Here is a 22038-nt window from a genome sequence, read left to right as displayed (position 1 = left end):
AAGGGAAAGAAGGTGAAAGTAAAATCGAGGCAAGTTACGCCGCAGGCGGCGCAACCGCTAGCGGGGCCGTCACGAGCTTGGTTTGATACTGAGGCAATAAGCTCAGGAAGCGTTGCACGGTGTCGTCTAACGACTCGTAGCTAATGCCGCCCGAAGCGTTGAGGTGGCCGCCGCCCTGGAAGTGCTGGCGGGCAAATTCGTTCACGGAAAAGCCCCCCACCGAGCGGAAGGAGATTTTTATGGCCTGCCCACGGTCGATGAGTACGGCCGCAAATACTACGCCTTCAATGCTTAAGGCAAAGTTGACCAAACCTTCTGTGTCGCCGGTTTTGGACTGGTACTGGCGCAGCTCATCCTGGGTAATGGCGATGTAGGCCGTATTGTACTCGGGCAGCACCACCAGCTTATCCTTGAGCACAAAGCCCAGAAAGCGCAGACGCATTTCGGAGTGCGAATCGTAGATGCGGCGGTGCACGGAGCTCAGATCGATGCCAGCGTCGAGCAGCTCGGCAATAATCAAGTGCACGTTGCGCGAGGTGCTGGGGTGGCGAAACGAGCCTGTATCGGTCATGATGCCGGCGTAAAGGCTCTCGCCGATGCCTACGTCAATCATGTCCTGGTCGCCCAGGTCGCGGATTACTTCGAACACCAGCTCGGCCGTGGCGGCAGCTTTGGGATTGGAGAAATCCAGGTCCGCGAAGTTCTCCGGCTCCAGATGGTGGTCGATGAGCACCTTCGTTCCGGGCGCGTTGCGGATATAACTTCCGAGCTCATTGATGCGGTTCAGGCAGCTAAAATCGAGGCAGAAGATAACCTCCGCCGTCCCGATGATTTCGCGCACCTGCGCATCGTTGCGGCGCGCATCATACACGATAACATCTTCGTTACCAGGCATCCAGGCCAGAAAGTCGGGGTAATCGGAAGGCGTGACGACGGTGACGTGGTGACCTTTTTTGCGGAGATAACCGGCTAAGCCCAGAGAAGAGCCCAACGCGTCGGCGTCGGGTTTGTGGTGAGTGGTGATAAAAATCTGTCGGGGCTGCGCGAGCAACTCCTGCAGAGCGGAGATTGTGGACATTGCCTACTGATAGGTGGCTGAAATTCGGTGGTTTAGGCCGGAAGCAAGGCGGCAAAATTCGGAAATAATCCGCAAATAATTTTCGCTCTAACAATAGAGCGTTGGGTTTAGGTTCGGTAAAGGCGTTGTGAGATGTAAACAGTTGAGGAAAAGCAGGTTCACTTTTTTAACAAGTTTCAACAAGTCATTCTACTGAACGTCATGCAGAACGCAGTGAAGCATCTCGCGTGCTGATGTGAGGTTAGCATTACAACTAAACACGCCAGATGCTTCGGCTCCGCCTCGGCATGACGTTCTGAGTTTGATGTGAACTAGCAACTTTCATTAAAGCCTAACCTAGCGCCCTGACACGAAGCTGGGGGGCTTTTTTGAGGCTGATTTCAACTTGCTTACTGCTCAGATTCTCAACCCAATCAACTTTCGGCTACTTTTGCGGCCGCAATCTGCCACGGATTTGCGCTTCGCAAGTCTTCTTACACTTATCACTTTACTACAACAGAATGGCCACTAACCGCACATTCACGATGATTAAGCCCGACGCGGTACAGGAAAACCACATTGGTGGCATCCTGCACATGATCGAAGAAGGCGGCTTCCGCATCGTTTCGCTTAAGAAAGTACGCCTGACGCCTGAGCGCGCCGGCAAATTCTACGAGGTTCATAAGGAGCGGCCTTTCTACCAGGATCTGGTAAAATACATGTCGTCGGGCCCGATTGTGGCGGCTATTCTGGAGAAAGACAACGCCGTTGCCGATTTCCGCACGCTGATTGGTGCTACCAACCCTGCTCAGGCTGAGGAAGGCACCATCCGGAAAAAGTACGCCAAGAGCATCGAGGCCAATGCTGTACATGGCTCCGACTCTGATGAGAACGCTCAGATTGAAGGCGACTTCTATTTCAGCGCCGACGAGCAGTTCTAAGCTAACCAGCGTTAACCCCAACAAAAAACCCGCTCTGCATCGCGCAGAGCGGGTTTTTTTGGTAAACTATATTTAGACTTGTTTTATACTATTTATATACTTACAAGCCGTTTTGCTTCTGATTATAACTCATTAGTGGCCAGTAGCGGTCCGGGATGCTCCACCGCTTCTTCAGCCACTGGCTCGTGCTTGTGCTTGAATAGAATGAGAAACAGCACGGCCACGACCAGAGCATAGCCGGCAAAAGACAGCCAAATGCTTTGCCAGTCCTTGGTAACACCATCAGCAGCGGTGAAATACTGCTCGATAACCAGGCCGCTTACCAGGCTGCCGAACACGGCGCCGAAGCCGTTTGTCATCATCATAAACAGGCCCTGCGCGCTGGCTCGGATAGAAGGAGCAGTTTGCGTTTCGACGAACAGGGAGCCGGAGATATTAAAGAAGTCGAAGGCCATACCGTACACGATGCATGAGAGGATGATCATCCAGAGGCCGTCGGCGGGGTTGGCAAAGGCAAACAAACCGAAGCGCAGCACCCAGGCAATCATGCTGAAGACCATCACTTGCTTGATGCCGAAGCGACGCAGAAAGAAAGGAATAGCCAAGATGAACAGCGTCTCGGAAATCTGCGAGATGGACATGATGATGGCTGGGTACCGCACGGCTAAGGTATTCTGGTAGGCGGGTACCTGGTCGAAGTCGTGCAAGAAAGTGTCGCCATAGGCGTTGGTGAGCTGCAAGGCCGCGCCCAGCAGCATGGCAAACAGAAAGAAGGTGAGCATCTTGGTGTCGCGCAGCAGCGCAAACGACTTTAAGCCCAGCACATCGACCAAAGAACGGCTCGGCGTGTCTTTCGCAGTAGGCGGACACTTAGGCAGCGTGAATGAGTAAAGTCCCAGCAGAATAGCCGCGCCGGCTGCTACGTAGAACTGATTGGCCGATTTCTCGAAGCCCAACAGACTAACCGTCCACATGGCCACGATAAAGCCCACCGTGCCCCACACCCGAATAGGCGGGTAGTCCCTTACTACATCGCCGCCTTTGCTCTTGAGCACATAATAAGATACGGCAATGGACAAGGCCAGCGTAGGCATGTAGAAAATCATGTTCAGCAGCATCACCCAGAACATAGTACCCGGATCGGTGACCAGTGGCACGGTGAACAGCACAATGCCCCCAGAATGTGCAGGATGCCGTACAGCTTTTCGGCATTCACATACTTATCGGCGATGATACCCATGATGGAGGGCATGAAGATGGAGGCAATACCCATCGTCGAGAAGATGGCTCCGAACTGCGCCCCCGACCATTGCTTGGTCTGAAACCAGTATGCCCCGATGGTTATCAGCCACGAACCCCAGATAAAAAACTGTAAAAAGCTCAGGATAATGAGACGCAGCTTGGTACTCATGTAAGATCAGGTTAAGAAGCCAGCGGCTCTTTGGCGTAGGAAACGGCTAGGCAGCTCCGCGCCTAGCTGAGCCAGACTTCGACAAAGAAGTAAGAAAGGCAGAAAAAAAGAACAACCCGGCCACTTGCGCAGACCGGGCATTCAAAGATAGAAAAAAACGAAAATGAAGCGGGCAGAAACGAATCTACTTTAGAGAGTAAAAAGGTTTGTGATGTGATTTGGTCTATAAGTGGCAATGCCTTTATAGCATTGGAAGAAGCGGAGTTTATCTTTCTGAAGAAGAAGACCGCGCCATGGCGGGCAATCTGAGCACCCAGACCAACAAGTTTTAAGAGGTGGGTTACCTTACCAGGACCAAAAGAGTGTATCAGCTGCTGCCCGCGCACGCGCTACGCTATTACTCTCCAGGGCGTCACGGCCTTCGAAAACTATACGCAGCGCGTGCAGCGCTAACTCAAGCCGAAGTAAAGTCATATTTCTACTCTTTTACAGAGCAAAAAAGCCCCCAGACATGTCTGGGGGCTTTTTTGCTCTGTAACTACTTAATTTTGCAGCTCAGCGACTCAGAAACTAAGCAGCCTGAAAGCGCTTGTTTACTTCGTCCCAATTGATGAGATTGTAGAAGGCGGCGATATAGTCGGGGCGCTTGTTCTGGTACTTCAGGTAGTAGGCATGCTCCCACACGTCGAGGCCCAAAACAGGGATGCCTTTGCAGCCGGCGTCGGGCATGAGGGGGTTGTCCTGGTTGGGAGTAGAGCAGATTTGCAGCGAGCCATCCGACTGCTTGCAGAGCCATGCCCAACCCGAGCCGAAGCGTGTAGTAGCGGCTTTAGTGAACTCCTCTTTAAACTTATCGTAGCTGCCGAACGACTGCGTGATGGCCTCACCAATAGCGCCCGTTGGCTGTCCGCCACCATTTGGCTTCAGAATTTGCCAGAACATGGAGTGATTCCAGTGCCCGCCGCCATTGTTGCGCACGGCAGCCGGAGCGGCCGCAATGTTTTGCAGAATATCTTCAATGGACTGGCTTTCCATGTCAGTGCCCTGAATGGCATTGTTCAGGTTGGTGACATAAGCCTGGTGGTGCTTGGTGTGATGAATTTCCATCGTCTGCGCATCAAAATGCGGTTCGAGGGCGTCGTAGGCGTAGGGTAGTTGGGGCAGTTCGAAGGCCATGAGAAAGAATGGTTTGGAGGTGAAAGGAAACGCGTAAGGCTGCCCGGCGTTCGGGCAGCTACTCTACTTCTTTAACTGACAAAGCCGCTGAAGGGTTAGAATTTGCCCCCAGCGGCACTCAAAAGTAATTATTTCCGCTTGCGGGCAAAAAACTCCTGCATCAGCTCAGCGCTTTCCGCTGCCATTATTCCCGTCACCAATTCCGTGCGCCGGTGCAGCAAGTTGCCGTGCCGCCGAAATCCGTGTTTTTCCTCGGGTGCACCATACACCACGCGCCGCATTTGGGCCCAAGCGCTGGCGCCCGCGCACATCACGCAGGGCTCCACGGTGACGTACAAGGTGCAGTCGGTGAGGTATTTATTGCCCAAAAAGTTTGCGGCAGCCGTGAGCGCCAGCATTTCGGCGTGAGCGGTTACGTCGTTCAGTTTCTCGGTTTGGTTGTAGGCCCGGGCAATAATCTGCCGCTCCAGTACGACCACGGCTCCAATCGGAATCTCATCTTCGGCCAGCGCATAGCGGGCCTGCTTCAGCGCCTCTCGCATGTAGCTTTCGTCGCTGTAAAGAGAAAGGGTCATAGGTTAATTGATATTTGATTTAATGAAAAGGCGGTCATGCAGAGCAGCGCGAAGCATCTCGCGTGCTGATGTTGTGGAAGTAATCAGCCAAAAAGAACGTCATGCTGAGCTTGTCGAAGCATCTCTACCGCTTCGTTAAGTTTATCATCGCGGTAGAGATGCTTCGGCAAGCTCAGCATGACAGTTAGTGTGGCAACGACTGCGAGCGAGATGCTTCGCTACCGCTCTGCATGACCGCCTTTTAGATGTGTTTTAAAAGCAAGAGAAAGCTACTTCAGCGCGATGCTCTGCATCATCGCTTGGGCGGTGGGCTGCCACTGCGCTTGCTCTTCGGCGGGGCAATTGAAGGTGAAGACCATCAGCTGGTCGCCCTCAATGGCGTACTGCACGAGCTGGTAGCGACGAATGGGCACCAAATTGCCCCCCGCCGCGTGTCAGCCACCGACGAGAGGAACTCCAGCACCACAAAATCGCGCTTGTTAATGGTGCGGATGTCTTCGGCTAGGAAATCAACTTTGGTGTAGGCATTCTGAATGCTGGCTTTATAAATCTTGAGCAGAATGCCGTAATCCTTGCTGGTAAAGGTGCTGGGCTTCTGGGCCACACTGAAATCGACGCGGCCGCTGGGGTTGGTAAATACGGCCAGAGGCTTGCGCGGCGCGGGATATTTGGTGGCTATACCGTCGTCGGGCAGGGCCGTAAATCCTTCGGGAATACCAACGATGAGATTTTTGGTGATCAGCGTTTTTTTGAGCTTAGGCTTGGGCGCGGCAAACGCGACCAGGAATAAAAGCAGCAACGCGTAGGGGGCAAATCGGAGCAAACGCACAGAGTTTTTCATAAAGGGAGAATCAAACGAGGGGCTACAAAGGAAAATGGTAGAGACGCAAAATGTTGCGTCTGGTCGGTGAACGAGCGGAAACGCACCATTTCAGGTAAGCAACACACGGTAACGACGCTAACGACGAGACACGAAATAGTGTGTCTCCACAATGAAAGGCCGCCAACGGTATTCAGTTCCGGCCATGAGGTTACAAATAAAAAACCTCCGCAGCCGAAACGACTACGGAGGTAAAAAAAGCTAACTAAATAGGCGGATTTAGCGTCGCTTCTTTTTTTTGCTGGCCACCGGTACCGATGGATACTTGATGCGCACCTTTTTCCAGTACACATAATTGCCGGTTTTGGCCTCTACCAAATATGTGCCAGCTGGTATGCGGCCCAGGTCCACGGGCTGGCCCGTGTTGTTCGTAGGGTCGAGGGCGGCGGTGTAAACGGGGGCGTTTTTGTAGTTGGTCATCACCAGCGTGCCGGGCTTGGTGAACTGCTGCGTGAAGCTCAGAAAAATGGTGTTCGTGTTCGGATCAGGATACACATCGATGCCCGAGAGCGTTTCGACGCGCTTAATCGGACCGTCGAGGGTAACAGGTTCGGCGCTGGTCTTAGACTTGACGCTGGTGCCATTGACCTGCGTTTTGGTCTTGCCTTTCGTGGAAGTTTGAGCCTGGGCAGAGGCTACGGTAAGCAAGGCCGCGGCGAGAAGAGCAGTATATTTCATAGGAAGAATAGACAAAAGGCCGGAAAACAAGGTTCTATTCCGGCCCTTTGCACAATCCGGGCCAAACCCGAAAAGCCCCCCAGCTAGCTGCGCGGTAAGTTTTTGACGTTGTCGTCTGGGTCGCGGTCAATTAATTCATTAAATGGGTCAATACCAGCCTTTACCGGTTTTTCGGATACAATAATATCCAGTTTATTACTGCCCGCTTTTAAGCGTGTTTTGCGCCGGTACAGCGGCTCGTCGCGCCACTTGCCGTTTACTTTGCGCTCGGTGAGCACCGCAATATCCACCCAGTCGTTCATGGGAGCAGGCTTTTCATTGCCCAGGCTGTCGGCGTAAAATTTCTTGCTGTTCAGGTTGAGCGTGACTTGATATTTGCCCCCCGGCAGCTTTTTGTAAGACACCGAATCGACGCGGTTTTCATACAGCGTGATGCGCTCAAACATATCCGTAATCAAGTACTGCAAGGAGTCGGGCGTCACCTGGCGCAGGTGGCGCAGCAAATCCGGCGAGGTAGTGTAGGGGGCTGCTGATACTTCACCTCTTTGATATAGGCCGCAAGCGCTTGGTTTACCTTCTCTTCGCCTACGTAATCCTGCAAGGCATACATCGCCACCGAACCCTTGCGGTAGTGGATATACTGCTGATTCTCTACTTTATACAGCGGCTGCTCCTTGCTTTGCTCCGTGGCCCGGCCGGTGAGGTAGCGGTCCATTTCGTGCTTCAGAAACTTGCGCATGCGGGCCTCGCCATAAAGCTGCTTCATCACCATTAGGGCCGCGTACTGCGACAAAGTTTCCGACATCATCGTGGAGCCCTGCACGTTGGCCCCAATAACCTGGTGCGCCCACCACTGGTGCGCTACCTCGTGGGCCGTCACGTAGTAGGGGTAGTCCACGTCCTCGGGGTCGGCGGAGTCTATTTTGGCGATAAAACCGATATTCTCGGAGTAGGGAATGGTGTTCGGAAAGCTTTGGGCAAACGTCTGGTAGCCCGGAAACTCAATGATTCGCACTTGGCGATGCTGATACGGGCCAAAGTTTTTGGTGTAATACGTCAGCGCATCCTGCACGCCACGCACCATGCGGTCGAGGTTGTACTCGTGGCCGGGCTGGTAATAAATGGCAATATCCACGTCGTTCCACTTGGCTTTGCGCACCGCATAGCGGGCCGATTGGAAAGAGTAAAAGTTGAGAATAGGCGCGTCCATTTCGTAGCGGAAATAACGGCGGCCATTCTCAGTCCATTCTTTTTTCAAATAGCCAGGGGCTAGCGCCAACTGGTCGGGCTCGGTACTAACGGTGGCGGCAAAGCGCACCCAGTCGGAGTCGTGGCTGATATAGGTGTTACGGCGGGCAGCGGTGTCGGTGAGCGAGGCCATACGCGGCTTGGGGGGCAAATTATAGTCCTTGCGCGTATCCTCGTCGCTGATTTCGGCCTGCGGATTATAGCCAATGTTGGGCAGCAGTTGGCTATTGATAAATGTACCATTGTACACGACGCTGGTGCGGTTCGTCACGTTCTCAAAACCAGGGGCCGCGTAATACAAATCGAAGCGCAGGGGCAAGGAGTCGCCGGGAGCCAGCGGCTGCGGCAAGCGCTGCACATAGAAGCCCAGCAGCGAATCGGCGAGTACCGTGCGGGCCGGGGCCGCGCCGGCCGCGCCGAGAGCGAGCAGGCGAATGCGCGCCTCTTGCGGGAGGTTCAGCTGCACCGAATCGATGGGTGTAGCCGTTTTGTTGCGCAGCCAGTACTGTCCGCGCAGGCGCACTTCCTGCCGGCTCGGAAACAGATCGGCCTGCACCTCCACCGCCGTAATGCGGGGCTGCGGGCGTTTGCCCAGGCGGCTGTATTTGCGCTCAAATTCCACGGTCAGCTTCTCCTGCGTTTTGGAGCCCTGGTAGCGGTTGAGCACATTGGTATTGTAGTAAATAAAGCCCCCCACCACCAAAAAGGTGAGCAGGCCTGCACCCATGGCCAATCGGGCGGGGCCGGTAAAGCGGCTGCCAGCCAGTTTCTGGCGCACATTGGCGCTGGTTTCGGTGCCGCGCACCCACAGCAAATTGGCCCCCACGGCCAGCACCAGCGCCAAACCCGCCCAATACAGCTTAAACCACAAAAACGGCCCAATAAAGTGACCAAATTTGTTCAGAGCCGAGTACTGCACGCCGGGGTCGGAGCCGTAGATTGCCAGGTTGTGCTCTATGCCGATCTGGCTCGCAAAAAGCGTGAACATGTAATAGAGCAGCATCACGAAGTGCCCCAGATACTTATGATTCACAAGCACGTGCACCGCTATGGCCAGCACCACGAGCAGCCAGTAATCGATAAGGCGCAGCCCGAACAAGTATTGGAAGTACAGGCCCAACTCGAATTGGTAGTAGCCGGAGAAAATCTGCGTCAGCAGGCCGCAAACCAGCACAATTACTTGCAGAACCACCGGTACCAGCAGCAGGGCCGCCAGCTTAGAAGCTAAGGGCACCCAGTTGGGCAGGGGCAGAGCATCATAAATCTGATTCAGATGAGCATCCCGTTCCCGCCACACCAGCTCGCCAGCATAAAAGGTGATGATAGCCAGTGAGAAAAGGCTAAACGACCCCGACAAAATAAAAGCCACCTGCGCCGTAACGGGAAAGGTTCGGGTGTCAAAAATCTTCCCGATCTGGAAAGCTGCGGCCAGCAAAAACGCGAGGCCCGCTACCACAATCGCGATGAAATAAGGGCTGCGGATGATGTCGAGAAACTCCAGCTTGGTCAGACGGGCCCACTGCCGCAGGTATTGGCCGGTGCCAAACTGCTGGTGCACGCGCGGGAGCACTACGTTGGCCGTAGCGGGCACTACATCCAGACCGGGCCGCTCCGCGCGGCGGCGTACGGGGCCCTCGGCGGCACTTTGAGCGAAGCGGAAACGCCAAAAGCAGAAGGCTAATAGCGCCAAGGCCACGCCCAGCCACACTAGGCGGTTAAGGAGCAGCAAGCCTGTGAGCGGCACCAGCTGGGTGTTTTTGTCGGCCGTTGTCCAGTATTTGGTGAGCTGGCGGGTAGCGCCGCTGCCCATCGGGTCAAGCAAGCTGCCGATGGTTTGGTTGTCGAGGTCGGAGAGCTGGCTTTGGGCCACAAAATACAGCACCAAAAACACGATGCTGCCCACATACGTCGCCAGCGCCTTGCGCGTGAGCGTGCCCAAGGCAAAGAAAATGCCCCCCATAAGTACCACGTTGGGCAGTACCACCGTGAAGTAGGGGTTCAGATAATTCAGTAGCCGCTGCGGCCCAATTCGGTCGGCCGGCATGCCCGGAATCAGCGTTCCAATAAACAAGCCTACAGCAATACCACTAAGTACCAGCATGGTAATAACGAGCGTGCCCGCGAAGCGCCCGCCCAGATATCCCAGCCGCGAGATGGGCGTAGTAAAGAGCAGCGGGTGCATACGGGTGTCGAAATCGCGCAGGATGGCCGGCCCGAACATGGCCGAAATCAGCAGCACGCCCGGCACCAGGGTAAGCACTGTGGTATAGCCGTTGAGGGAGAAAGGCGAATTGACGAATACCTTACTGCCTACACTCACGGCCAAGCCCTTAAAAAAGCCCCCGAGGTGAGCATCAGGAGCAAAGCCAGCAACAGCAGAATACCGAAGTAGATATAGGTAGCGGGTCGGCGCAGTCGGTACCACAGCTCAAACCGGAATATTTGCAGAAACATGAGAAGAAGTTTTGGGGAGGAAGAGGATGCAACGAGCTAAGCCTTAAGCCTGTGCCATCGCGCGGGCCCGCTCGGCTTCCGAAATGCGGGCGAAATACACATCCTCCAAAGAAGGCGTAACGGGCTCATAGTCCGGGCCCGGTGAGCCGTCGCTGACCACGTGCACAATGGTTTGGCCGGCATATAGGCGCGACGAAATGACCTGCTGCTCCTGCTGCAAGGCGGGCAGCTGGTCTTTGGCAATGGCGCGGCGCCACACCTGACCTTGTAGCTCGTTCATCACCACCAGCGGGTCGCCGGTAAGCAGCACCTGGCCTTTATTGATAATGGCCATGTTGCGGCACAAGTCGCTCACATCCGATACAATGTGGGTGCTCAGAATCACGATAATATTCTCGCCAATCTCGCTCAGCAGGTTGTGGAAGCGGTTGCGCTCCGCCGGATCGAGGCCGGCCGTGGGCTCATCCACGATAATAAGGCGCGGGTTGCCGAGCAAAGCCTGCGCAATGCCAAAACGCTGCTTCATACCTCCAGAATAGCCCCCCAGATTCTTGCGACGCACTTCGTAGAGATTGGTTTTGTGTAACAGAGCCGCCACCGTAGCCTTGCGCTCCTTGCTGTCGGAAAGACCTTTGAGCACCGCAAAATGATCAAGCAAATCCTCAGCGGCTACTTTCGGATACACGCCAAACTCCTGGGGCAAATAGCCCAGAATGCGGCGAACTGCATCTTTTTCGCGCAGCACGTCCAGCTCATCCAGGTGAATGCTGCCGCTGTCGGCCTCTTGCAGGGTGGCAATGGTGCGCATCAAACTCGACTTGCCCGCGCCATTGGGCCCCAGCAGGCCAAACATGCCCGTCGGGATGGTGAGGTTCACGTCGCGCAGGGCCTGCACGCCGTTGGAGTAGGTTTTCGACAGGTTTTTAATGACGAGGGCCATGTGTGCGGAGAAGTAGGGAAATAAGAAATGAAGCTATAGAGTGGAAATGGCGGAAAGAACCAGCTGAAAGATAGCGCTTAGGCTATAATAGTTGCCCTTCCTTCGCATTATCTTTTAAGTCAGATAAGCCATACATCGCGGCCAGCACACGGATATTACAGCTCCGAAAAAATAAAGCCGCGGGCTCCCCTGAATTTTTGAGCCCGGCATTACTTCCTACCTTCGCTGTCCAAGCACCGATTACTTCTTACCGAATCCTCCAGCACATGCTCCGTACCCATACCTGCGGCGAACTTCGCCTCGACCACGTTGGCCAATCTGTTACTCTTTGCGGCTGGGTGCAGCGCACCCGCGACAAAGGCGGCATCCTCTGGATTGATCTGCGCGACCGTTATGGCCTCACTCAATTGGCTCTGGAAGAAGGCGTTGAAACGGCCGAAGTTCGGGAGCAGGCCCGGCAGTTGGGCCGTGAGTTTGTGCTCTGCGTGACGGGCAAAGTAGCCGAGCGCCACTCCAAAAACGACAAGATGCCGACCGGCAACATCGAGATTCGGGTGGAGAAGCTGGATGTGCTGAACCCCGCCAAATTGCCCCCTTCCTCATCGAAGACGACACCGACGGCGGCGACGACCTGCGCATGAAGTACCGCTACCTGGATTTGCGCCGCTCGCCTGTGCGCCGCAATCTGGAGTTGCGGCACCGCGTGGCCCAGGCCACGCGCCGCTTCCTAGATGGACAGGAATTCATTGAAGTAGAAACGCCTGTGCTCATAAAAAGCACCCCGGAAGGTGCCCGCGACTTTGTGGTACCTTCGCGCATGAATCCGGGCGAGTTCTACGCCTTGCCTCAGTCGCCCCAGACGTTCAAGCAGCTGCTGATGGTGTCGGGCTTCGACCGCTATTTTCAGATTGTGAAGTGCTTCCGCGACGAAGACCTGCGCGCCGACCGTCAACCCGAGTTCACCCAGATTGACTGCGAAATGTCGTTTGTGGAGCAGGAAGACATTCTGCGCACGTTTGAAGGCTTGGTGCAGTACCTGTTTAAAGAAGTGAAAGGCCTGGAAATAGGAACCTTGCCGCGCATGACCTACGCCGATGCCATGCGCTTCTACGGCAACGACAAGCCCGACACGCGCTTTGAAATGAAGTTTGTAGAGCTGAAGAATACCGAAAAAATGCCCCCACGAGCGCGCAGACGCAGGATTTAGTGTCGGGCCAGAGCTTCCCGGTGTTTGAAAGCGCGGAATTGGTAGTCGGAATCAACGCCATCAACAGCGCCGTGTACACGCGCAAGCAGCTCGATGAGCTAACCGAGTTTGTAAAGCGTCCTCAGATTGGCGCTACGGGCCTCATCTACGGCCGCGTAGAGTCGGACGGCAGCGTAAAATCGTCGGTGGACAAGTTTTATTCGCAGGAAATACTACAGCAGTGGAAAGCCGCTTTCAATGCCGCACCCGGCGACTTGCTGCTCATTCTGGCCGGCGAGGCTAACCGCACGCGCAAGGCGCTGTCGGAGCTGCGTCTGGAAATTGGGCAGCGCATGGGCCTGCGCGACAAAGACACGTTCTCCCCACTGTGGGTCGTCGATTTTCCCTTGCTCGAATTCAACGAGGAGGAAAATCGCTACTTCGCCATGCACCACCCCTTCACCTCACCGAAGCCCGAGGATATGGCCCTGCTCGACAGCCCCGAAACCATTGGGCAGGTGCGCGCCAATGCTTATGACATGGTGATTAACGGGGTGGAAGTGGGGGGCGGCTCCATCCGTATCCACGACCGCACGGTGCAGGCGCGTATGTTCTCGCTGCTTGGCTTCTCCGATGAAGAGGCGAAAGCGCAGTTTGGCTTCCTGCTCGATGCCTTCGAGTACGGCGCTCCGCCCCACGGCGGCATCGCCTTCGGTTTCGACCGCCTCTGCAGCCTCTTCGGTGGCGCCGACTCCATCCGCGACTTCATCGCCTTCCCCAAAAACAACTCCGGCCGCGACGTGATGATTGACTCGCCTTCGCCCATTTCTGGCGCGCAATTAAAGGAACTGAGTATCGCTACGGCGGTGATAGGGAAGTAAAGTCTTATTTAATTCGTTGAAAATGAGAGCGGCACCTGCATTTGCAGGTGCCGCTCTCATTTTCGCTCAACTACGTAAAAGGATAAAATTTGCCCCCCAGAGCCCAAAAATGCTATCTTCGGCACTATAGCCCGCTAGCCACACTCACACCATGCAGATTCTGCGCAAAACTCCCCTCGACCAAATCTTTGTCCTGGACATTGAAACGGTGCCGTGCGTGGGCTGCCACGACGAGCTGAACGACATGCTGCGGCTGCTGTGGGAGCACAAGTGTCATGCCCTGCGCCGCGACAAAGGCTGGCGCACCAGCGCTGAGGAAGTAGAGCCCATGCCTTCTCACCTGGAGGCGGCGAGCTTATTTGCCCAGGCCGGCATCTACGCCGAGTTTGGACGGGTGGTGTGCATTTCGGTGGGCTGCTTCAACTTCGACAAGCAAGAGGAAACCTGGCGCTTCCGCGTGAAGTCTTTCGCCGATGAAGACGAGAAGCTGATGCTGCGTGAGTTTTCCGCGCTGCTGGCTCGCAAGCCGCAGTACTTGCTTTGCGCTCACAACGGTAAAGAGTTTGATTTTCCTTACCTGGGGCGTCGTTTGCTCATCAACGGGCTGCCGCTGCCGCCGCAGCTTGATATTGCCGGCAAAAAACCGTGGGAAGTGGCGCACTTCGATACCATGGAACTGTGGAAGTTCGGCGACCGGAAATCCTACACCTCGCTGCCGCTGCTGGCGGCCATGTTCGGTATTCCCACGCCCAAAGACGATATCAATGGCGGCGACGTAGCCCGCGTGTATTATGATGAAAAGGACTTGCCGCGCATCGTCAAGTACTGCCAGAAAGACATTATTACCACGGCCCGCGTGCTCCAGAAATTTCGGGGCGACGAGCCATTTAATGATGATGCAGTGGTGTATGCCGATGAAGTAAGTGCCGTGATGCGGCGGTTGTGATAAGCAATAGCCTAAAAAAATTCAGCTTAATAGTGTCGTCATTGTAGGGCGCTGACTCGTAATGAGTGTTGATAAAGCAGGTGGGCTATCTGATAAGCAAGCTGGGATTCAACCGTTGAGGCGAATGGCCGGGTTAGAATAAGTAGGTTTACTATTGCTAAATTGATAAGATGCGAGAAATATTATATGGTATTGGCGTTCAATGTTTTGTATTTTTATGTATGGAATAAATTCCATAAAAATTTGTATTATTATACACTCTTTCGTTTACATATTCCTGAATAGCTATGACTTACAACTTACTGGAAGCCGTTAAGAATTGCTTCACTACAGAGGCTATGCGGCAAACTGGGGTAGCTGCGGTAGGAGAGAGCGATGCCAGCATTGAGAGAGCACTGTCGAGGGTTACTGCCTTGGTAATAAATAGTCTGACGGGCTTAGCTGAGCAGGCTGGTGGAGGCGAGGTACTGTGGAGCATGGCCCGGGAGGCGCATGAGCAGGGCGTATTGCGGCCATCCAGTGGCCGGTTGATAGGTGGCGGCGGATGGCAGAGCCGGGGCGCTGAATTGATGAGATCTTTGCTTAGTGACCGCTACAGCAGCACCGTGGAGACTGTGGCCGATAGCGCTGGTAGCCAGAATACGACCGTGAATAACCTGCTGGGGTTGACCACACCCATTACGCTAGGAATATTAGGTCGGCATGCTGCTGAGAATGAGTTGGATGCGCAGGGCTTAAGCCAGTGGTTGCAGGAGCAGCGCCGAATGGTAGCAGCAATTCAGCCCGATCTGGTTCGTCCTCATGCTCCGCAGCCGCAGTCTCAGTCCCAAACCCAGGGGCTAGGCCAGACTCAGACGATTCCTCGGCCGAGTCCTATGAGTTTTGACGTACGTGATAATGGGACGAATTATAGCCCTGAGGTTGTTGGGGTGCAAAACCGCCGTGTGGCAGCCATAGGCGACTATTACCAGCCCGAAGCCGCGCCGGCAAAAGCCTCCATCTGGTCATCCAATTGGCTAGGCCTGGGAATATTGTTGGTTGCAGTGGCGGCCGCTCTTGGGTATTTTCTGGGGCAAGACCGTATAAATCTGGGCTTCAATCGCCTGACTGAAAATACCGAAGAGGTTGCGGCGGTGCCCGCAGCTACCGCTACTAGCACCAGCACTTCCCAGGGGCGCTACGACGAGGCTACCGGCAACTATATCTACGACACGGGCCTTCCCACGCTGATTAAGATGGGCGATGGCACGCGGCTAATGGTAGGCTCCAACTCAACCGAGCACAAGCTGTATCAGTTTTTAGCGAGTGATGTTGCTCAGGTTGATTCGGTGAATCGGACGAAGGGATGGATCAGTTTTGATCGGGTGTATTTCGCGCCGTCCAGCGCTACGCTCACGCCAGAGTCGCAGCAGCAGCTGCAAAACGTGGCGGCTATCCTGAAAAACTTTCCCCGCGCCAAAGTGCGCATCGGTGGCTACACCGATAACAGCGGCAGCTTTGCGGGCAATATGAAAATGAGCGAGGACCGTGCGAACGCGGCAATGGCCGTGCTCGTGGACATGGGCATTGACGCTACCCGAATCACCAGCAAAGGCTACGGCCAGAAAATCCCTATTGCCAGCAACGACACCGAGGACGGCCGCGCCCTCAACCGCCGCATCAGCCTGCGCGTAACCCGCAAGTAGAGCCTGAATTTATCATTCTCTAAAAAGCCTCCTTATCCAATCAGGGGGCTTTTTTATGAGCAATTGGGCACTAAAATGCCCCCCAGAAGTTATTATAGTCAACAGTTGACGAGCATTTGTCCGGCAGCGTGAATCAGGCCGGACGCCGCGGTATTCAGGTAGATAGAATGGTAGCAATGGAGCTAAACTGGAGCGAAATCCTGGCAAATATCAGCGTGTATGCGCTGCTGATTGGGGCGGCCTCGTGGGTGGCAAAGGCGCTGGGCGAGCAATTTCTGAAAATGCGGTTTCGGGCCTACGAAAAGGAGTTGGAAGGCAAGTCGATTGAGTTCAAGGCCCAACTTGACCGCAGTCTGGAGCAGTTTCGGGCCGAGCTACAGCTGGCCAACACCAAGGACTCGCGCCTCCACGAAAAGCGAATGCTCGTGCTGGAAAGTCTTTACCAAAAAATAGTGAGCCTGAATGCGGCGCTGAAAGAAATGACGGCTACGCTGAAATTCATTCACACCGACGCCGATCAGGAGGAGGACGAGCGCATCAAAACCGCCAGCCAAGCTTATGACGCGTTCCTGAAATATTACACGGAGAATAAGATTTTCTTTTCCCTGGAGTCGTGTGTCCAGCTAGATGCGCTGCGCAACAGCTATTTCGATAGCATGCAGCAGTATAATTCGTCGGGATTTATACTGGGAAATAATGGTTTTCGTCCGGACTTTGGGAAGGCGCAAATGGCTTCGGAGATAGTGCGCAAAGCCATTCCGGTGGTCATGCAGAATATCGAAAATGATTTCCGGCAATTGTTAGGCGTTAAATAAAGAAGGCTCATATACATAAAAAAAGGAGCGGCTGACCAGCTGCTCCTTTTTAGTAAGTTAATTCTGACCTTGCTTCTATAAAACTCCGCTTACCAAGCCCGGCAGTACGCCTAATACAACCGTGAGCACAACCAACGCAATCAGCACTGCCGATTGGAAACCACCTACAGCTATTGGAGTGTCAGCCTCATTATCGGCGGGCTTCATGTACATCGCGATGATGGGACGCAGGTAATAGTAAATACCGACCATCGACATGATCACGGCGAAGACAACTAGGCCAATGTAGCCTTTGTCGACAGCGGCACCGAAGAGGAAAAACTTGCCAAAAAAGCCCCCCGTAAGCGGAATACCAGCCAGGGAAAGCATGGCAATCGTCATCACGAAAGCCAGGAGCGGATTGGTGCGCGCCAAGCCGTTCAAGCCGTCGTAGTCTTCACGCTGGCGCTGATCGTGCACGAGCTTAAGCACCGCGAAGGCCGCAATAGTAGCGATGGAGTACGCTAAAGAGTAGAAGAATATGCCGTTGGCCGAAAGTCCGCTGAGCTCGCCGTTGAAGGCTACCAAGCCAATAAGCAGATAGCCAGCGTGCGAAATGCTGGAATAAGCGAGCATACGCTTTACGCTCTGCTGGGCTACGGCGCCCACATTGCCGATAAGCAGCGTAAGCGCGCACATGGCCACAATGGTAGGAATCCAGAAGCCCTGCGCGGCGGGAAAAGCCTGCACCAGCAGTTTCAGAAATGCCGCGAAGCCAGCCGTTTTCACCACGGTACTCATAAAGGCCGCGAAAAAGGTGGGCGTGCCTTCATAAACATCGGGCGTCCAATAGTGGAAGGGTGCAGCCGATACCTTAAAGCCAATACCGATGAGCATCAGCAGAATGCCGATGTAGAGCATGGGGCGCAGCGAGTCGTTGGCAGGATTTGTAACGGCCATCCCGATTTCGCTGAGCTGAAATGCACCAGTTGACCCATATACCAAGGCGATACCAAACAGCAAAATGCCGGTGGCAAACGAGCCCATCAGAAAGTACTTCAGCGAGGCTTCGTTGGAGCGCACGTTGCGCTTATCGGAGCCGGCCACCACGTACATGGAAATACTCAGGATTTCGATACCCACGAATAGCATGAGTAGGTTGTCGTAGCTCACCATCATAATGGCCCCCACGAGCGAGAACAGCAACAGGGAGTAATACTCAGCGAGGTTGGCCTCGTTGTCGCGCACGTATTTTTGGGAGAACGGCAGCAGCAACAGCGTGGTCAGCACCACAATGCCCGTAAACGCCACCGAAAACCGGTCGATGGTGAGCATGTTGTTGAAATACGACTGGGCGGGTGCGTTCCAATCGTACAAATTGGCTCCGAAGACGATCAGCAGAATAACCATAGCTGCAGGCAGCAGCATGCGGTTGGAGCGCAGAAAGCCTAAAAACAGGTTGGCGATGCCAAGAACGGAAAGTAGTATAATAGAGGCCATTGGCGAATCGGTGCGATGTAGCGCGAAGCAGAAAGCTTCGCGTATCGTTGTTTAATTGAACTAGTCGTTGCAAAATGCCCCCCAATGGTATAGTGCAACGATACGCGAAGCAGAAAGCTTCGCGCTACTAACGCTGCATTAAGCTCAGAATCCGAATTACGCTGGGTTCTGACATTTGAAGGAAGGTATTGGGAAACAAGCCAATCCAGAAAATCATAACGATTAAGGGTACCAATACGGCCAGTTCCGCACCGTTCAGGTCGCGGAAGGCGGCGGTGAAGGAAGTAGCCGGCCCCAGCATCACGCGCTGGAACATGCGCAGCAAGTAAACGGCCCCCAGAATGATGGTAACGCCCGCTACCGCGCCCAGCCAGTTATTGTACTGGAATACGCCCGCCAGCAGCAGAAACTCACCCACAAAACCGCTGGTCAGGGGCAGGGCTACCGTGGCGAGCAGCACCACCAAGAAGCTTACGGAGAGCAGGGGAGTAGTTTGGGTCAGGCCGCCCAGCTCGGGAATGAGGCGGGTGTTGGTGCGGCGCTGAATAACGTCGGCAATGAAGAACATGCCTACTACGTTCACGCCGTGGGCCAGCATCTGCACAACGGCGCCCTGCAAGCCCATTTGCGTAAGCGAGAACACACCTGCCGCCATCAGCCCCACGTGGGAAAGGGAGGAATAAGCAATCAGCCGCTTCATGTCGCGCTGCCGGATGGCGATAATAGCGCCGTAGATAATGCCGATAACGGCCAGAATCATAATCAGCCAGCCCCACTGACTTACGCCTAGCGGCGTGATGGGCAAAAGCCAGCGCAGGCAGCCGTAGATGCCCATTTTGAGCATGATACCCGAGAGCAGCATAGTAGCTGGCGCAGGCGCTTCGGTGTAGGTATCGGGCTGCCAGGTGTGGAAGGGGAAGATGGGCATCTTCACTGCGAAGGCAATAAAGATCAGCCAGAACAGCCACGACTGCTCAGCGGTGGTCAGGCTAAGATTGTAGAAGGCCTGAAGATCGGAGGAGTGAGCGGCCAGGCCGTTGGCGGCGGGGCCGGTTTGATAGTAGAGGTACACGAAGCCGGCCAGCATAAACAGCGAGCCAATGATGGTGTACAGGAAAAACTTGAAGGTGACGGCCACGCGCCGCTCCCCGCCCCAGATACCGGCCAGGAAGTAGATCGGAATAAGGGCTACTTCCCAGAAGAAGTAGAACAGAAACGCATCTAGAGAGGTAAACACCCCAATCAGGCCGGTTTGCATGAACAGTACAAGCGCATAGAAAGCCGACTCGTTCTTATAGTTGTGGCGGAAGGAAGCCAGCAGAATCAGCGGCACCAGGAAGGTGGTGAGCAGCACCAGCAGCAAGCTCAGCCCGTCCATGCCAATGTGAAAGCTGATGCCCGCCGAGGCAATCCAGGGCAGATTTACTTCCAACTGACTGGCGTTGCTGGCATCGAACGTAACGGCAGCGTACACCGCGACTACAAACTCCAGCAGCGCCGCCCGAAGGCGAACACACGGCCTGCTTTGCCGTTGACAAAGTGCAGCAGCAGCGCAGCGGCGAGAGGAAAGAAAAGGAGAAGAGCTGTAAGCATTATTTGCTGTGTGGTGCGTGTCGAGATCTAAAACTTGCCAAAATTCAGCGCCAGAATAAGCACGATACCGATTACCATCAGAATCAAATACACGCCAATCGTACCGGTCTGTACGAAGCGCATTAATTGCCCCCCACCGAGCGTCAGGCGGCCCAGACCGTTTACTATGGGGTCGATGATGCCTTGCTCCACGAAGCGGTACAGCCCGCGCGATAGACCCATGATGGGACGCACAAAGAGGGCGTTGTACAGCTCATCAATGTAGTATTTGTGATACACCAGGCTCTCGGGAACTGAGCGCTGCGTTTCGTCTGCCACGGGGCGCACGCCGCGGGAAACGTACTGCACGTAGGCGAAGATGATACCGAGCACACCGGCGGCAACGGAGGCGCCAATGAGCATCAGCTCGGTGCTGTGGTCAATTTCGCCGGTGAAAGCGCCTGGGTTGATCTGGCGGGAATATGTGAAGATGGGCGCCAGGAAATCGGCCAGGTAATGTTTGCCCCCCAGGAACATGGGCGCGCCCATAAAGCCCCCCACGGCCGCCAGAATAGCCAGAATAATAAGCGGCAGCGTCATAGAAGCGGGCGACTCGTGCAGGTGGTGCTTCTGCTCTTCCGTGCCTCGGAACTCGCCGAAGAACGTGAGGAAGAGCAGGCGGAACATATAAAAAGCCGTCAGGAAGGCAGTGAACAATCCAACTGCCCACATGAGCTTGTTGTGCTCGTAGGTGTGCGCCAGAATCTCATCTTTTGAGAAGAAACCCGAGAACGGCGGAATACCCGAAATGGCCAGGCAGCCGATAAAGAACGTGAGGAAGGTGATAGGCAAGGCTTTGCGCAGGCCGCCCATACGACGAATGTCCTGCTCGTTGCTCATGGCGTGAATCACGGAGCCGGCGCCGAGGAACATCAGCGCCTTGAAGAAGGCATGGGTCAGGACGTGGAATAGGGAGGAAGTGTAGCCCATCACGCCCAAGGCTAGGAACATGTAGCCAAGCTGGGAAACCGTGGAATAAGCCAGCACCTTCTTAATGTCGTTCTGCGCTAGACCGATAGTGGCCGCAAATAGCGCCGTGGCCAAACCGATAATACCCACAACTTCGAGCGTAGCCGGCGCCAGGGTGAAGAGCACGTTAGCCCGTAGCACCATGTAGATACCGGCCGTCACCATGGTAGCGGCGTGAATCAGGGCCGATACGGGCGTGGGGCCGGCCATGGCATCGGGGAGCCAGGTGTAGAGCGGTAGCTGGGCCGATTTGCCCATTGCGCCCACGAAGAGAAGTAGGGTAATAGCTGTTAGGATGCTGACGGTATAGGGGCCGAACTGGCTGAGGGCGGCTTTTTGGAAAACCTCGGCGTACTGAACTGAGTCGAAGGTGAGGTAGATGAGGAAGATGCCGAGCAGGAAGCCTAAGTCACCGATACGGTTGATAATGAAGGCTTTCTTGGCGGCGTTGTTGTAGTCGTGGTTTTTATTCCAGAAGCCGATGAGCAGGTAGGAGCATAGACCGACACCTTCCCAACCAATGAACAGAATCACAAAATTGGCCCCCAGCACCAGCACTAGCATGCTGAATATGAACAGATTCAGGAAGCTGAAAAACTTGCCCACGTTCTCATCGTGGGACATGTAGCCGATGCTATACACGTGAATCAGGAAGCCCACACCCGTAACCAAGAGCAGCATAATCAGGCTGAGCTGATCGATCTGATACTGGAAGGGAATACGCATGGAGCCTACCGTAATCCAGTCGAAGAGCTGCACGGTGTACTGGCGCTCAAACGTGGTGAACAGGTAGATAGAAATCAGGAAGGAGCCCAGCACCGTAGCGCTACCGATCAGGCCAGCTACAGTGGCGGACAAGCGCTTGTTTAGCAAGCCATTGATCAGGAAGCCCAGGAAGGGCAACAGCGGAATAAGAACGTACAGCAGCGTGGGGTGAGGAGCGCCGTAATTGGGTAAAACGAGTTCTTGCATAGGAGGTATGCTTATAAGCAAACACCTGTCGTTGTCATCCTGAGCTTGCGAAGGACCTTATCTTACCAGAACAGGTTGTTCATGGGGCATAAGGTCCTTCGCAAGCTCAGGAT

At 54.7% G+C, this 22038-nt stretch carries 17 protein-coding genes and 2 pseudogenes; 5 read left to right on the top strand and 14 right to left on the bottom strand.

Annotated elements, in window-relative coordinates; all coding sequences use genetic code 11:
• Positions 1 to 34: 34 nt before the first annotated feature.
• Positions 35 to 1078, bottom strand: coding sequence for a DHH family phosphoesterase (locus tag H9L05_RS04110; RefSeq protein ID WP_187733136.1), 1044 nt, complete (start codon positions 1076 to 1078; stop codon positions 35 to 37).
• 500 nt (positions 1079 to 1578) lie between these two features.
• Between H9L05_RS04110 and H9L05_RS04105 the strand changes: the two genes are divergently transcribed.
• Positions 1579 to 1998, top strand: a complete 420-nt coding sequence (locus tag H9L05_RS04105; RefSeq protein ID WP_084444100.1) for a nucleoside-diphosphate kinase — start codon at positions 1579 to 1581, stop codon at positions 1996 to 1998.
• Between the two features lie 122 nt (positions 1999 to 2120).
• On the opposite strand, the pseudogene H9L05_RS04100 reads toward H9L05_RS04105, so the two are convergent.
• From H9L05_RS04100 to H9L05_RS04065, 10 genes and pseudogenes are all read right to left on the bottom strand, one after another.
• Positions 2121 to 3409, bottom strand: a pseudogene (locus H9L05_RS04100) (nucleoside permease).
• A 62-nt stretch (positions 3410 to 3471) separates the two neighbouring features.
• Complete coding sequence (locus H9L05_RS04095; protein WP_187733135.1) at positions 3472 to 3795, bottom strand: hypothetical protein; 324 nt, start codon at positions 3793 to 3795, stop codon at positions 3472 to 3474.
• Positions 3796 to 3979: 184 nt separating this feature from the next.
• Entirely contained in the window at positions 3980 to 4585 is a 606-nt protein-coding gene (locus tag H9L05_RS04090; RefSeq protein ID WP_187733134.1) for a superoxide dismutase, read from the bottom strand.
• Positions 4586 to 4713: 128 nt separating this feature from the next.
• Positions 4714 to 5160 carry a nucleoside deaminase gene (locus tag H9L05_RS04085; protein ID WP_187733133.1) on the bottom strand — a complete coding sequence of 149 codons (447 nt, stop codon included), beginning with the start codon at positions 5158 to 5160 and terminating at the stop codon, positions 4714 to 4716.
• A 358-nt stretch (positions 5161 to 5518) separates the two neighbouring features.
• The gene (locus H9L05_RS04080; RefSeq protein ID WP_187733132.1) at positions 5519 to 6001 is read right to left on the bottom strand and encodes a hypothetical protein; all 483 of its coding nucleotides are present in this window, start codon (positions 5999 to 6001) and stop codon (positions 5519 to 5521) included.
• Between the two features lie 258 nt (positions 6002 to 6259).
• Positions 6260 to 6718, bottom strand: coding sequence for a T9SS type A sorting domain-containing protein (locus H9L05_RS04075; RefSeq protein ID WP_187733131.1), 459 nt, complete (start codon positions 6716 to 6718; stop codon positions 6260 to 6262).
• An 83-nt stretch (positions 6719 to 6801) separates the two neighbouring features.
• Positions 6802 to 7221, bottom strand: a complete 420-nt coding sequence (locus H9L05_RS23100) for a hypothetical protein (protein ID WP_223284725.1) — start codon at positions 7219 to 7221, stop codon at positions 6802 to 6804.
• Positions 7197 to 10286, bottom strand: a complete 3090-nt coding sequence (locus tag H9L05_RS04070; RefSeq protein WP_223284900.1) for a M1 family aminopeptidase — start codon at positions 10284 to 10286, stop codon at positions 7197 to 7199. Before H9L05_RS04070 ends, H9L05_RS23100 begins: the two co-directional genes overlap by 25 nt.
• On the bottom strand, positions 10283 to 10420 hold the full coding sequence (locus H9L05_RS23095; RefSeq protein ID WP_223284724.1) for a hypothetical protein: 138 nt from the start codon (positions 10418 to 10420) through the stop codon (positions 10283 to 10285). The genes H9L05_RS04070 and H9L05_RS23095 overlap by 4 nt, the downstream gene beginning before the upstream one ends.
• A gap of 43 nt (positions 10421 to 10463) precedes the next feature.
• Positions 10464 to 11360: an ABC transporter ATP-binding protein gene (locus H9L05_RS04065; protein WP_187733130.1), complete on the bottom strand. Its 897-nt coding sequence runs from the start codon at positions 11358 to 11360 to the stop codon at positions 10464 to 10466.
• Between the two features lie 266 nt (positions 11361 to 11626).
• Between H9L05_RS04065 and aspS the strand changes: the two are divergent.
• The 4 genes and pseudogenes from aspS (at position 11627) to H9L05_RS04045 (ending at position 16873) form a co-directional block, all read left to right on the top strand.
• Positions 11627 to 13427, top strand: a pseudogene (gene aspS / locus H9L05_RS04060) (aspartate--tRNA ligase).
• 151 nt (positions 13428 to 13578) lie between these two features.
• Positions 13579 to 14373 carry a 3'-5' exonuclease gene (locus H9L05_RS04055; protein ID WP_223284723.1) on the top strand — a complete coding sequence of 265 codons (795 nt, stop codon included), beginning with the start codon at positions 13579 to 13581 and terminating at the stop codon, positions 14371 to 14373.
• A 287-nt stretch (positions 14374 to 14660) separates the two neighbouring features.
• A complete protein-coding gene (locus H9L05_RS04050; protein WP_187733129.1) occupies positions 14661 to 16058 on the top strand; it encodes an OmpA family protein in 1398 nt (465 codons plus the stop codon).
• A gap of 116 nt (positions 16059 to 16174) precedes the next feature.
• The gene (locus tag H9L05_RS04045; protein WP_187733128.1) at positions 16175 to 16873 is read left to right on the top strand and encodes a hypothetical protein; all 699 of its coding nucleotides are present in this window, start codon (positions 16175 to 16177) and stop codon (positions 16871 to 16873) included.
• 75 nt (positions 16874 to 16948) lie between these two features.
• Here H9L05_RS04045 and H9L05_RS04040 read toward each other — a convergent pair whose 3' ends face one another.
• From H9L05_RS04040 to nuoL, 3 genes are all read right to left on the bottom strand, one after another.
• Complete coding sequence (locus tag H9L05_RS04040; RefSeq protein ID WP_187733127.1) at positions 16949 to 18352, bottom strand: NADH-quinone oxidoreductase subunit N; 1404 nt, start codon at positions 18350 to 18352, stop codon at positions 16949 to 16951.
• 127 nt (positions 18353 to 18479) lie between these two features.
• Positions 18480 to 20072: a complex I subunit 4 family protein gene (locus H9L05_RS04035; RefSeq protein ID WP_223284899.1), complete on the bottom strand. Its 1593-nt coding sequence runs from the start codon at positions 20070 to 20072 to the stop codon at positions 18480 to 18482.
• Complete coding sequence (nuoL, locus tag H9L05_RS04030; RefSeq protein WP_187733126.1) at positions 19973 to 21925, bottom strand: NADH-quinone oxidoreductase subunit L; 1953 nt, start codon at positions 21923 to 21925, stop codon at positions 19973 to 19975. Before nuoL ends, H9L05_RS04035 begins: the two co-directional genes overlap by 100 nt.
• Positions 21926 to 22038: the final 113 nt, after the last annotated feature.

It is taken from the genome of Hymenobacter qilianensis (genome assembly GCF_014489555.1).
In the GTDB taxonomy this organism is placed as follows: domain Bacteria; phylum Bacteroidota; class Bacteroidia; order Cytophagales; family Hymenobacteraceae; genus Hymenobacter; species Hymenobacter qilianensis.
Note: the sequence above shows the minus strand (reverse complement) of the source record. Positions and strands in the feature narration are given on the sequence as shown.